Source organism: Ascidiimonas aurantiaca (assembly GCF_037646345.1).
Lineage (GTDB): Bacteria > Bacteroidota > Bacteroidia > Flavobacteriales > Flavobacteriaceae > Ascidiimonas > Ascidiimonas aurantiaca.
On sequence record NZ_JBBEWR010000004.1, the window covers coordinates 144,146 to 157,886 of the forward strand.

The window sequence follows — 13,741 nt, forward strand, 5'->3', positions numbered from 1 at the left end:
AATGGCAAAAAAAAAGAAAAAAACCGGGGTCACTCAGGACCCTTCGGTACAAAAATATATGAAGTGGTTCTGGAAACTTTTCGGGAGCGCTTTCCTGATAATTATCTTTATATTCCTACTCGCTTCCTGGGGTGCTTTTGGTACTATGCCCACCTTTGAGGTACTGGAGAACCCGAGAACTAACCTCGCTACCGAGATCATTTCTTCTGACGATGAAACCCTAGGTAAGTTTTATTTTAACGATAACAGGACTCCTGTAAATTATGAAGATCTGCCGCAGCACCTCGTAGATGCACTGGTAGCTACTGAAGATGAGCGCTATTATGACCATTCTGGCATAGATGCCCGCGGAACGCTCAGGGCCTTTATATTTCTGGGGACCAAAGGAGGGGCCAGCACGATCTCACAACAATTGGCAAAGCTGCTTTTTACCGAAAGACGCTCAAATAACATCTTTTCACGAAGTATTCAGAAAGTAAAAGAATGGATCATAGCCATACGGCTGGAAAGGCAATATACCAAAGAAGAGATCATCGCTATGTACTTTAACATTTACGATTTTAATTACAATGCCGATGGTATAAGGTCTGCCTCACGTATTTATTTTGGTAAAGAACCCGCAGATCTCACGGTAGAAGAATCTGCCATGTTGGTAGGCATGCTCAAGAATTCATCGCTGTACAACCCCATTCGAAGAGAAGAATTAGTACTACAACGAAGAAATGTAGTGCTGAAACAAATGGAAAAAAACGATTATATTACCACTACTCAAAAAGATTCTCTTCAAAAACTGCCTTTAGGCATTCGGTTCAATCCCGAGTCACACCGGGAAGGGATCGCTACGTATTTTAGAATGTACCTCCAGGGCTTTCTTAAAGACTGGATTTCAAAAAACCCTAAAAGAGACGGCTCTGAATACAACATTTATCTGGATGGGCTTAAGATCTATACCACTATAGACTCACGTATGCAACGCTATGCAGAAGAAGCGGTAGCAGAACATATGGAGCAGCTCCAGAAAGAGTTTTTTGTTCAAAATACACCCAAAAGGAACCCAACGGCCCCTTTTATGGGTGTTACCCAGGATGAGATAAAAAACCTTTACAAAAGGGCTATGAGGCAGTCTGAACGCTGGCGTGCTATGAAAGCTGAAGGGAAGAGTGAAAAAGAAATTTTCGATTCTTTTAATAAAAAAACAGAAATGACCGTATTTAGCTGGGAAGGGGAGAAAGATACCATTATGACTCCCATGGACTCCATTAAATACTACAAGCATTTTCTAAGAACGGGTATGATGAGTATGGAACCTCAAACGGGTCACGTAAAAGCATGGGTTGGCGGTATTAATTACAAACATTTTCAGTACGATCAGGTATGGCAGGGGGCAAGACAGGCGGGATCTACCTTTAAACCCTTTGTGTATGCCACCGCTATAGACCAGTTACACCTGTCGCCTTGCGATTCACTTCCCGATGTATATAATTGTATCGAGGCCAACAAATATGGTAATATAGAACCCTGGTGCCCTAAAAATTCAGATGGGAAATATTCAGGAGAAATGAAAACGCTTAAAAATGCACTGGCAAATTCTATTAATACCATTACTACCAAGCTTATGGATTATGTAGGCCCGCAACCCGTTATTAACCTTGCCCATAAACTCGGAATTACCGCAGAAATACCAGAAGTACCATCTATAGCTCTGGGAACACCAGATATTACCGTTTATGAAATGGTGGGGGCTTATGGTACATTTGCAAATCAGGGAGTATATGTAAAACCCGTAATGGTTACCCGAATAGAAGACAAGAATGGTTCTGTACTCTATGAATATATGCCTGAAACCAGAGATGTGCTCAGTGCTGAGGTTGCCTATGCCACAGTTAACCTTCTTCAGGGAGTTACCGAAAGCGGCTCCGGAGCACGGCTTAAACATGAATGGGCAAAGGGAAGAGCCGTTTATAAAGAAGTAGTAACCGGGTACCCTTATAAGCTAGACAATCCTATAGCAGGAAAAACAGGGACTACACAAAACCAAAGCGATGGCTGGTTTATGGGTATGGTGCCTAATCTTGTTACCGGAGTCTGGGTTGGCGGCGAAGACCGTTCCATACACTTTCGTACCACAGCCTACGGCCAGGGAGCGAGTATGGCACTGCCTATATGGGCCCTTTATATGAAAAAGTGTTACGCCAATGCTGACCTGGAGGTATCAAAAGATGCATTTACAGAACCGGAGGAGCTTACCATTAATGTAAACTGTGACAAAAAACCAGAAGAAAATAAAAAGATATTACCAGATGATGGCCTGGAAGAAATAGACTTCTAGGGGGTACTTTCTTTTTTTAGAAGCTCCGGATATACAACTGTATTTAAAATTTCATAAAACCACTCCGCAATCCTGTATTATTTCGTAATTTTCACGCAAAATACTACGAAATGATCAATAAAAAAGTAAACTCTGTTACAGAAGCTCTTCAGGGCGTAGAAGATCATATGACTATGATGTTCGGGGGGTTCGGATTATGCGGAATACCCGAGAATAGTATTGCACAACTTGTAAAACTGGGAGTAAAAGGGCTTACCTGTGTTTCTAATAACGCCGGCATAGATAATTTTGGATTGGGACTTTTGCTACAGCAACGACAAATAAAAAAAATGATATCCTCTTACGTGGGTGAAAACGATGAGTTTGAACGGCAAATGCTTAGCGGTGAACTGGAGGTAGAGCTTATTCCGCAGGGTACCCTGGCAGAGAGATGTAAGGCTGCACAAAGCGGATTTCCAGCTTTTTATACACCTGCGGGTTATGGAACCGAGGTAGCAGAAGGTAAAGAGAGCAGAGAATTTAACGGAAAAATGTATATTCTGGAACATGCATTTGAAGCCGATTTTGCCTTTGTAAAAGCATGGAAAGGCGATGAAGCAGGGAATCTCATATTTAAAGGCACATCCAGAAACTTTAACCCATGCATGTGCGGTGCGGCCAGAATAACAGTAGCCGAAGTAGAAGAGCTTCTTCCCGCAGGAGCTTTAGACCCCAACCAGGTACACATACCTGGTATTTTTGTACAGCGCATCTTTCAGGGAGCTACTTTTGAAAAAAGAATTGAACAACGAACAGTTAGAAAAAGAAATTAATATGAGCCTTACCAAAGAACAAATTGCGCAACGCATTGCCCGGGAGGTAAAAGACGGATACTATGTGAACCTTGGGATAGGTATTCCTACATTAGTAGCTAATTTTGTGCGTAACGATATCTCAGTTGAATTTCAAAGTGAGAATGGTGTTTTAGGGATGGGCCCATTTCCATTTGAAGGTGAAGAGGATGCTGATATTATTAATGCAGGAAAACAAACCATAACTACGTTACCCGGAGCCTCTTTTTTTGACTCTGCCATGAGTTTCTCCATGATACGAGGGCAACATGTTGACCTCACTATACTGGGAGCTATGGAAGTAGCAGAAAATGGAGATATAGCCAACTGGAAAATACCCGGTAAAATGGTAAAAGGTATGGGGGGCGCTATGGACCTGGTAGCATCGGCAGAAAATATTATCGTAGCCATGATGCATACTAACAAAGCAGGTCAATCAAAGCTGCTAAAAGAATGTACATTGCCTTTAACAGGAGTAAATTGTGTAAAAAAAGTGGTTACCAATCTGGCAGTGTTAGATATAACCCCTGAAGGCTTTAAGTTGCTCGAGAGAGCCCCTGGCGTTACCGTAACACAGATTAAAGAAGCTACTGAAGGAAACCTGATCATAGAAGGAGACATTCCGGAAATGGATTTGTTAACATAGACAGCATTCCAAAACATACGTATGGAGCCGGTATTTTACCGGCTTTTTTATTACAATATTTCTGAAAATAGATTATAAAAAGTGTAAAAAAAACATAAATAATGCATTTCATCGATTTTTTACAACATTTCATCGATGATATAAAATATTTTATTTATGTTTGAAGCAAGTTTTACCCCCAAAGCTTAATACCATGAAAACAAGAGTAACCCCCAAACTAAACTTAAAAATGGCCGAAAGCTGGAATCATTCCTATTCCTACATAGAAGGTCTGCGTTCATCGGTAGGTTTTATCAAAAGCCTTGCTGTAGTCGCTAAAAAAGTTTTTATGCTTTGATGATGATTGCGTGGGTCTGATACCTTTTTTGCCCCTAAGGTTAACTATCCACATATAAGGTAGTGTCAGGCTGCCAGGATTACCGCTGCCTTTTTACGGTAAACCTTATTGGAATTGTTTAATTGTTATGTTTGTTTAGTCCGTATTATTTCTATTCTTCGGGCTCACGTAATCATCATTTTTTATTACTTCTCTTACTTCACTTTCCATTTTTTAAAATCAATAGTTAAGAATTGAATCATTTTTATTTTTTTGGCGACAACTGGTTTTAATGCGTATTCTTTTTACATTTTTGTTGAATTTTCATCGAAAAAATAAAGTTTTTAACTTTTATTTGTGAAATTTTTAACAAATTGCAATGCAATTAACTAACTATTAACCAAAACTAAATACAATGCTCAAAAAAATTACGCTCTTTCTTATTTCCTTTTGTTTCTTCAGCGTAAGTAACGCTCAGGAGCAAAACAGGAATTGTGCTTCCATGGATAACCTGGAGTATCGCATGCTATTAGATCCCGGCTTGGCCGCACGAATGGCAGAAGTGGAAAATTATACTAAACGAAAAATTGCTCAACTTGAGCAAAACCGTATTGATGGTGACCTAATAACGATTCCTGTGGTAGTACACGTTATCTATAGTAATTCACAGGAAAACATTAGTTTGGCTCAAATACAGTCGCAACTGGATGTACTTAATGAAGATTTCAGGCGTTTGAATGCTGATGCTGATAACACCTGGTCACAGGCGGCAGATATGCAAATAGAGTTTTGCCTTGCTACTGTAGATCCTAACGGGAATGCCACCAGCGGAATTACCAGAAAATCATCGTCCAGAACCTCTTGGGGTACGAACGATGCTATGAAAAGCAGCACCCAGGGCGGGGTAGATGCATGGGATACCACGCAGTACCTCAATATGTGGGTGTGTAATATTGGAGGAGGAATTTTAGGATATGCTCAGTTCCCGGGTGGAAATGCTGCTACCGATGGTGTAGTAATGAGCCCTCAGTATTTTGGAAGCTCGGCTAAAGGTTCCGGTTTTTACCTCTCATCCCCGTTTGATCTGGGAAGAACCACCACTCATGAAGTAGGGCACTTTCTCAATCTCCGTCATATCTGGGGCGATGGTAACTGTAACTTTGACGATTTTGTAGCCGATACACCATCTTCTGACGCACCTAATTATCGCTGTGCCACCGGCCATGTTTCCTGTGGTTCTGTAGATATGGTACAGAATTATATGGACTATTCAGATGATGCCTGTATGAACCTGTTCACTCAGGGTCAAAAAAACCGCATGCGTGCCGTGCTACTTCCAGGGGGTATAAGAGCTTCTCTGGGAGCCTCTGATAAATGTTCCAGCACACCACCGCCGCCGCCAACCTGTAATGACGGTATTCAAAACGGAGACGAAACCGGTATAGACTGTGGAGGTTCTACCTGTGAACCCTGTGTATCTAACTGTTCTGAAAATGAAGTAACCTTAACCATTACTTTTGACAACTATCCGGAAGAGACCTCGTGGACATTGCTAAATGATGCAGGCCAGACAGTAGCATCAGGAGGTACTTATGGTAACCAGCCCGATGGTTCTACCCTAATAGAAGACCTGTGTTTACCAGATGATTGCTATACCTTTACTATAAATGATAGTTTTGGAGACGGTATTTGCTGTACGTATGGAAGTGGTTCCTATACCCTTACCGGACCTGGAGGTACATTGGCTTCGGGAGGTTCGTTTACCTCGTCTGAAGCTACTAACTTCTGTCTGGGAGCACCACCTGCACCTACCTGTACCGATAATATTCAAAATGGTGATGAAACGGGTATAGATTGTGGTGGTTCTGCCTGTGCCCCCTGCCAGCCCGGAGGTTCTGTTGTATTGCATGAAGCCTTTTTCGAGACCGGCTGGGATAACTGGATAGACGGAGGAAGTGATTGTGCACGTTATGCCGGGAGTAATTCATTTGAAGGAACGTACTCCATATACATACGTGACAATTCAGGAGTCGCCTCATCTATGACCTCACCACAATTAGACCTTACTCCGTATAGCGAAGTAACACTGGAGTTCTACTTCTATCCATTTAGTATGGAAACAGGAGAAGACTTCTTTGTAAGATATTTTGACGGCACTTCATGGACTACCGTAGCCACCTATACCAGTGGTAGCAGCTTTACCAATAACAGTTTTTATGTAGCTACCGTTACACTGGATACTTCACAATATAATTTTGCTGCCAATTCACAATTCAGAATGCAGTGTGATGCATCTACCAATTCAGATCTTATTTATGTAGATCAGGTAACCGTAACCGGAAGTAGTGGCGGTGCTGCCCGTGTAGGAAGCGAGCCTGTGCTCATACGCTCTATGCGTGAAGGGGTCGATATGGGAGACGCGCTCCTCTATCCTAATCCGGTAAGCGGAGATTTCCTCAATGTAAACCTGCTGCTTAACCCAGATACATCCTACCGAATTATCAATTTACTGGGACAAACAGTTAAGTCGGGTAAACTACATGAACAGAGAATTAACGTAAATGAATTACAAACAGGAGTATACATATTTGAACTGAATGACGGTGAAGAGATATCGACACAGAAATTCATTAAACAATAACCAACCAACTTTTTATAAAGGGAAGGCCGCTTTTAGCGGTCTTCTTCCATTTTACAGGCCCCGTAATACAGAAGCGGCTCGCTCCAGCGTATCATTTTCTTTAGCAAAGCAAAACCGAAGAAGATGCAGATCTTCCCCGTTTTCATGAAACACTGAAACAGGTATAGATGCAATGCCGTGTATTTTTACTAGCCAGTTGGCAAAATCTATATCTTTTTGAGTGCTTATGGCACTATAATCTAATAGCTGAAAATAGGTACCCTTAGTCTCCAGGATCTCAAAACGGGATCCTTTTAAAAGCTTTCTGAAGCGGTTTCGTTTTTTTTCATAAAAATCTGGAAGTGACAGATAGTGAGAAGGCTCTTTAAGATAGTCTGCAAACGCTTTTTGCATGGGATGATTGGCGCAAAACACGGCAAATTGGTGTGATTTTCTAAATTCATGCATCAGAGTTGCAGGAGCTACGCAATAGCCTGTTTTCCATCCGGTATTATGAAATGTTTTGCCAAAGGAAGCACAAATAAAGGCACGCTCAGCGAGATAGGGAAAACGGCATGCACTTTCGTGAGTGGCTCCATCAAAGATAATGTGTTCATAAACTTCGTCACTTAGCAAAAGTATATTGGTGTGTTTAAGTATAGACTCCAGTTCAAGCATATCCTCATGGGTCAGGATCGTGCCGGTAGGGTTATGCGGAGTATTTATAATAAGCATACGGGTTTGTGGGCGTATTTTGGCGCGTACCTCGTTCCAGTTTACCTTGTAATATGGCGAATGCATTTGAACAGGTACAGAAACCCCTCCCTGCAAGGCGATTGCCGGCTCGTAACAATCATAGGCCGGTTTTAGCAGGATAACTTCATCTCCCGGATTGACAAAAGTTGCAATAGCGGTAAAAATAGCCTGCGTAGCCCCTACGGTAATGGTTATTTCTGTAAGAGGATCGTAGTTTACCAGATGGGTTGCTGCTATTTTTTCTGAAATAACCTCTCTGAGTTGTAACAGGCCGGGCATGGGGGCATATTGGTTGTACCCGTCTTTCATAGCCCGGGTAACCAGGTCACTGAGCTTGGGGTCTGAAGGAAAATCAGGAAAACCCTGAGAAAGATTAATAGCATTATGCTTTTTAGCCAAACGGCTCATTTTGGTAAAAATAGTAGTTTCTACCCAGGGTAACTTGGAAGCAGTTTTAATACGTGTTTCCGGCATAACATCTACTTTTTTGACGAAGGTACGACTTTTAAGTCCTCTTTACAGTTGTGGAGAGCAGTACTCTATTCTGTAGGCATGACAGATATAAGGAGTTATGGCAGGATAAACTCCATTTAAAAAAGCGGTGGGAACACAAAAAAACCCTATATGCGCTTAGCATACAGGGTTAGGGGTTCAGGGTAATTGAGAAATCAATATAAAAGCTATTTGGTAACTAGTTCTGAAGTTGATTTCACAAAATCATCAACTTTGTCATGTGGTATTTCCTTCACATCAATAGCAAAGTCTCCGTTTGCACCGGAAACTACAATCTGGGGTCTGAACTCTCCGTTAAAAGAGCCCGTTACCTTATAGGGTTTTGAGCCGGGACCCAGAGGCCCTGTCCACCCCATAACATCTAATTTTAACCCGCCTACAAAATGAGTATCTCTTACGAGTGTAATTCCGGTGGTATAATTAGGTGCTTCACCTTCTACAGTTACTATAAATATGCCAGGTGTTCGAAGACCTGTCCATAAATAAGTAGCACTGGTTTTCTTAGGATCAAATGGTTGTTTTTTATAAAATCCCATAGTGTTAGTATTTAAAAGTCCTACTCTGTTTAGTATTAGGCTTTTCGGATTCCGCCACCGTCTGAGAAAATAGTAAGAGCCTTGTAAAACGTTATAACGATTTGTAAATATCTGAAAGTGAGTTGATTTTTAACAGAGTGTAAACACCCGGTTTGTAAACGGAAAGAAATACCTGATTTTAAAAAGAAGTAAAAAGCCACAAAAAATAATTGCTATATATTGCATATTTATTCTCCGTGCAGCTGTTGTTTCATTTGTGCTATAAGTTTATTTGCTACGGGTGTATTCATTCTTTCTAATTCTGCAATGGTACGTTTTAAAGTTTCCTGAGAGAGGGGAGAAGGCAGGGGTTTTTCAAAATTTTCTTTAGGGGCAAGTGAAAAAAATATGTTATCTGACCACGCATTACGCTCTCCATCTACTACCAAATGCACACGGGGCGTGGTTCCTTTATTTGCTACCGAATGTTCATAGTTTACATTTGTGTACCAACATTCTCCGGGAAGCATTTGCAGTTGTTTCCCATCAAGTATAAACTCTATTTTTTTATGTGTAACGATGGGTATATGGAGCCTAAAATTATAGTTTTCATATCCTAATTCATGGTCTCTGTGAGGTTTAATATAGGCTCCCGGGTCCAGTTTTAATAACCGAACTGATAGAAAAGGACATTTAAACTGTTTTAATACTTCCTGAAAATAAGAACAAAGCTTCATTACAGGAGTTTCTTTAAGTATTACACCGGGCTCCTGCATGGCATGAATGTTAGCCGGATCACCATCTTTTGCATAAAGTGCGATCGAATTCCAGGAACCTTCGTAGCCTGAAGTATTAAAATGAGGGATCCATGATAATTTCATGGCAGTTTCGAGATCTTTTATGAGTAGTTTTTCATTAAAGAGGAAAGGAAGTTTAAGATACTGAACAGGCTGTGGTATTTTCATACGGGAAGTTTTTTAAATAGCAACACTTTCTTTAATTTCATAACCAAACATAGGCTCCGGTTGTAGTCTGTAATAAATATGAATATGGGTTTCTTCAGGCCGTATCTGTGAGGTATTGAATATAAGTTTCGGAATGGTAAGGCCACTTTGATCATGCTCTATAACGATGTCTCCATATACTTCCAGACGGGTAAGCAAAACAATTTTGTCATAATGTTTTAACCGGTTTTTGGGCAAAGCAATTGTTTTTTCCATTAAAAAAGCGCTATCGTTTTGATTTTGAAGGGCATTCATTATGAAGTGCCTGTCAAATTTCATTAAAGTTGCTATCGTTTCATGCGATTTGTCTTTAGCTACCTCGGTACTGGTGTTTAACAATCCCAGGTCAACCTGAACAGATTGTGGAATAATTTGTATGTCATTCTTTAATTGAGGGATAAGGTTGAGCATAATAGGTACCTGTTGTTCTCTTACAAGAGCGTGCTGCATGGTTTCGCATACTATAATATCAAAATCGGTATTTTCATTAAACTGATAGGTGGTAGCATCTTCCTGTATTACATTCTTGATATGATTTTCAAACCCGAGTTGCTTTATAACTTTTACCGCATTTATTGCACTTACCGGATGTATCTCTATGAGTGTTACCTGTAGCTCTTTTTCTGAATACCGGCTGAGTATGGGTAGAACCAAAGTGGCAAAAGGCCCGCTCCCGGCATATAAAATATGTATAGGGTCTTTTTTCCGGGACTTTATGTCTTTTACAGCATTTGCAATACCTCTGATTAGCTGTTTGGTACGAACGAGGTCTTCTACACAGAGAGCGGCCCATGAAGTACCCAGGGCCACGCCGTTATTGAGATATATGTTTTCTCTGTTAGGCTCATCGTATAAATCAAGACCTGATAATTCCAGTAACATGGCCATATATGCTCTAATGGCAGATTCTAATTCTTTAAAATCAATACCCTCTTTTAAAAGTGTGGCGGTGATATTATTAAGTTTTTCTCTATGATCCATGATGAGTGATTTTTAGTGTGTAGGTCATTAATTCTTAGCACGCATACTTCCATTTTTGAAATGCGAAAAAAAGATTAAAAAAGAGTTCCTTTTTTGTATATGCAATGTAAGATTTTTTGATGGTAATAAATAATAGATTTTTTGATCTGTGAAGTCCTGCCAGTTATTTTTAAAATTAAAAAATGGCACATTGCTGAAATACAGCAAGTTCATGTCGTTTCTGCTTTAAGAGGCTGTCAAACACTTTTTTAAAAACAGGTATATTTACGGAATAGCACGCATACTTGTATGCAGTAATTATAAGAAAAAACTTTAAAGATGTCTTTAAGTACCCAACAACCTGTGACCGAGTAAACGGCTAAAATGTAAAAACCGGCTCATTAGGCCGGTTTTTATCTATACTGTACTGTAAATATATTTATTTATCCACCCCTATACTTGCTTTTAGATATTCCCGGTTCATGCGGGCAATATTTTCAAGTGAAATACCTTTAGGGCATTCAATCTCACAGGCTCCGGTATTGGTACAGTTACCAAAGCCTTCAAGATCCATTTGCCGAACCATGTTTATCACGCGGTCAGTGGCTTCTACCTGTCCCTGGGGTAAAAGTGCAAATTGAGACACCTTGGCTGAGGTAAACAGCATGGCACTGGCATTTTTGCAGGCAGCTACGCAGGCACCGCAACCAATACAGGTGGCAGCATCAAAAGCATTATCTGCATCGTGTTTGTTAATGGGAATAGCATTGGCATCTATGGTATTTCCTGAAGTGTTTACCGAGATATATCCTCCCGCCTGCTGTATACGGTCAAAAGCACTACGATCTACAATGAGGTCTTTTATTACCGGAAAGGCTTTTGCCCGGAAGGGTTCAATGTAAATAGTGTCTCCGTCTTTAAATTTACGCATGTGTAACTGGCAGGTAGTAATACCGCGGTCGGGGCCATGTGGTTCTCCGTTAATTTGAAGAGAGCAGGCACCGCAAATTCCTTCCCGGCAGTCATGATCAAACTCAATGACTTCTTCCCCTTTTGCCACAAGGCTTTCATTCAATACATCCAGCATTTCAAGGAAAGACATATCCGGAGATACATCACTCACATTATAATCAACTATTTTTCCTTTTGAGTTGGCATCTTTTTGACGCCATATTTTTAATTTAAGATTCATATCTTAAGTTGTTTGTTGTTCGTTAATTCACCAGCCTCACGGTAGCACTGTTTTTATTTGTAACTACGTGTTTTCACTTCAATGTTGTCATAGATAAGTTCTTCTTTATGCAACACGGCTTTTCCCGGATCTCCTTTGTACTCCCAGGCAGCTACATAGGTGAAGTTTTTGTCATCACGTAAAGCCTCTCCTTCTTCTGTTTGAAACTCTTCTCTGAAGTGTCCTCCACAAGACTCGTTTCTATGCAGCGCATCAATGGCAAAAAGTTCTCCAAGTTCCAGAAAATCTGCCACACGCATTGCTTTTTCGAGCTCTGCATTTTTTCCTTCGGCACTGCCGGGAACATTTACATTTTTGTAAAAATCTTCCCTTAGCTCGCGTATTTCGGTAATGGCTTCTTTCAATTCTTTTTCATTACGGCTCATACCGCATTTATTCCACATGATCTTGCCTAATTTCTTGTGGTAATGATCTACGGAATGGCTGCCGTTGTTATTGATAAGGCTGTCTAACTGAGTACGTACGTTCTTTTCGGCTTCTTCAAACTCGGGGAGATCGGTTGAGATCTTTCCGGTTCTAATATCGCTGGCCAGGTAATCACCAATGGTATAAGGAAGTACAAAATATCCATCAGCCAGCCCCTGCATAAGGGCAGAAGCCCCTAATCTGTTGGCACCGTGATCTGAAAAATTGGCCTCTCCGGCCGCATAACATCCGGGAATGGTGGTCATGAGGTTATAATCAACCCAAATACCTCCCATGGTATAGTGTACCGCAGGATAGATTTTCATGGGCGTTTTATAAGGATTCTCATCTACAATCTTCTCATACATCTGGAAGAGGTTACCATACTTATTGGCAATAACTTCTTCTCCTAATTTAAGGATCTCTTCTTTCGTGGGGTTATGATTTCCCTGAACGGCTGCTTTTTCGGCACCGTAACGCTCAATAGCAGCTGCAAAATCAAGGAAAACAGCTTCTCCGGTAGCGTTTACACCGAAACCGGCATCACAACGCTCTTTAGCAGCTCTCGAGGCTACATCTCTTGGTACTAGGTTACCAAAAGAAGGATACCTTCTTTCAAGGTAGTAATCCCTGTCTTCTTCTGCCAGTTGTGTGGGTTTTAATTTACCTTCGCGTATGGCTTTGGCATCTTCCAGTTTTTTAGGTACCCAGATACGCCCGTCATTTCGCAAGGACTCAGACATTAGGGTGAGTTTAGACTGGTGATCTCCCGATACGGGAATACAGGTAGGGTGTATTTGTGTAAAGCAGGGGTTGGCAAAATATGCCCCGCGTCTATGTATTTTCCAGGCAGCCGTTACATTACTTCCCATAGCATTGGTTGACAGGAAAAATACATTTCCGTAACCTCCGGAAGCAACTACAACGGCATGTGCCGAATGGCGCTCTATTTCCCCACTTACCAGGTCACGTGCAATGATCCCTCGTGCTTTTCCATCTACAATAACCAGGTCAAGCATCTCATGGCGGTTGTAAGGAATGATTTTACCCCGGTTGATCTGCCTGTTCATAGCTGCGTATGCACCTAATAATAACTGTTGTCCGGTTTGGCCTTTTGCGTAAAATGTTCGGGAAACCAAAACACCTCCAAAGGAACGGTTGTCTAAAAGACCTCCATATTCACGGGCAAAAGGAACTCCCTGTGCAACGCACTGGTCTATAATATTGGCAGAAACTTCTGCAAGACGATATACATTGGCCTCACGGGAGCGATAATCCCCTCCCTTTATGGTATCGTAAAAGAGACGATACGTAGAGTCACCATCTCCCTGATAGTTTTTGGCGGCATTAATACCTCCCTGTGCTGCGATGGAGTGTGCCCTTCTGGGAGAGTCCTGATAGCAAAATGTTTTTACATTGTACCCCAGTTCTGCCAGTGTAGCGGCAGCGGCGCCACCGGCAAGGCCGGTTCCCACAACAATAACATCTATATTACGCTTATTAGCCGGGTTTACCAGGTTAATATCGTTTTTATGTTTGGTCCACTTATCGGCCAAAGGGCCTTGTGGTATTTTTGAATCTAAAGCCATACAGTA

11 protein-coding genes are annotated in these 13,741 nt (G+C 41.2%); 5 read left to right on the forward strand and 6 right to left on the reverse strand.

All coding sequences use genetic code 11. The features are described from left to right. Position 1: 1 nt before the first annotated feature. The 5 genes from WAO84_RS05705 (at position 2) to WAO84_RS05725 (ending at position 6,762) form a co-directional block, all read left to right on the forward strand. Positions 2-2,329 (forward strand): transglycosylase domain-containing protein, encoded by a 2,328-nt coding sequence (locus WAO84_RS05705; RefSeq protein WP_340064316.1) that lies wholly within the window; start codon positions 2-4, stop codon positions 2,327-2,329. A gap of 110 nt (positions 2,330-2,439) precedes the next feature. Further along, positions 2,440-3,141: a CoA transferase subunit A gene (locus WAO84_RS05710; RefSeq protein ID WP_340064318.1), complete on the forward strand. Its 702-nt coding sequence runs from the start codon at positions 2,440-2,442 to the stop codon at positions 3,139-3,141. A 1-nt stretch (position 3,142) separates the two neighbouring features. Then, entirely contained in the window at positions 3,143-3,805 is a 663-nt protein-coding gene (locus WAO84_RS05715; protein WP_340064319.1) for a CoA transferase subunit B, read from the forward strand. A 193-nt stretch (positions 3,806-3,998) separates the two neighbouring features. Then, complete coding sequence (locus WAO84_RS05720) at positions 3,999-4,142, forward strand: hypothetical protein (RefSeq protein WP_340064320.1); 144 nt, start codon at positions 3,999-4,001, stop codon at positions 4,140-4,142. Between the two features lie 394 nt (positions 4,143-4,536). Further along, positions 4,537-6,762 carry a M43 family zinc metalloprotease gene (locus WAO84_RS05725; RefSeq protein ID WP_340064321.1) on the forward strand — a complete coding sequence of 742 codons (2,226 nt, stop codon included), beginning with the start codon at positions 4,537-4,539 and terminating at the stop codon, positions 6,760-6,762. A gap of 51 nt (positions 6,763-6,813) precedes the next feature. Here the strand turns inward: WAO84_RS05725 and WAO84_RS05730 are convergent, their stop codons facing one another. The 6 genes from WAO84_RS05730 to WAO84_RS05755 form a co-directional block, all read right to left on the reverse strand. Continuing rightward, the gene (locus tag WAO84_RS05730) at positions 6,814-7,971 is read right to left on the reverse strand and encodes a methionine aminotransferase (RefSeq protein WP_340064323.1); all 1,158 of its coding nucleotides are present in this window, start codon (positions 7,969-7,971) and stop codon (positions 6,814-6,816) included. A 206-nt stretch (positions 7,972-8,177) separates the two neighbouring features. After that, on the reverse strand, positions 8,178-8,546 hold the full coding sequence (locus WAO84_RS05735) for a hypothetical protein (RefSeq protein WP_340064324.1): 369 nt from the start codon (positions 8,544-8,546) through the stop codon (positions 8,178-8,180). A gap of 227 nt (positions 8,547-8,773) precedes the next feature. Then, on the reverse strand, positions 8,774-9,490 hold the full coding sequence (locus WAO84_RS05740) for an aspartyl/asparaginyl beta-hydroxylase domain-containing protein (RefSeq protein ID WP_340064325.1): 717 nt from the start codon (positions 9,488-9,490) through the stop codon (positions 8,774-8,776). Positions 9,491-9,502: 12 nt separating this feature from the next. Beyond that, entirely contained in the window at positions 9,503-10,510 is a 1,008-nt protein-coding gene (locus WAO84_RS05745; protein WP_340064327.1) for an SAM-dependent methyltransferase, read from the reverse strand. Between the two features lie 418 nt (positions 10,511-10,928). Beyond that, the gene (locus WAO84_RS05750) at positions 10,929-11,681 is read right to left on the reverse strand and encodes a succinate dehydrogenase/fumarate reductase iron-sulfur subunit (protein ID WP_340064328.1); all 753 of its coding nucleotides are present in this window, start codon (positions 11,679-11,681) and stop codon (positions 10,929-10,931) included. A 53-nt stretch (positions 11,682-11,734) separates the two neighbouring features. Continuing rightward, on the reverse strand, positions 11,735-13,735 hold the full coding sequence (locus WAO84_RS05755; protein WP_340064330.1) for a fumarate reductase/succinate dehydrogenase flavoprotein subunit: 2,001 nt from the start codon (positions 13,733-13,735) through the stop codon (positions 11,735-11,737). Between the last annotated feature and the right edge of the window lie 6 nt (positions 13,736-13,741).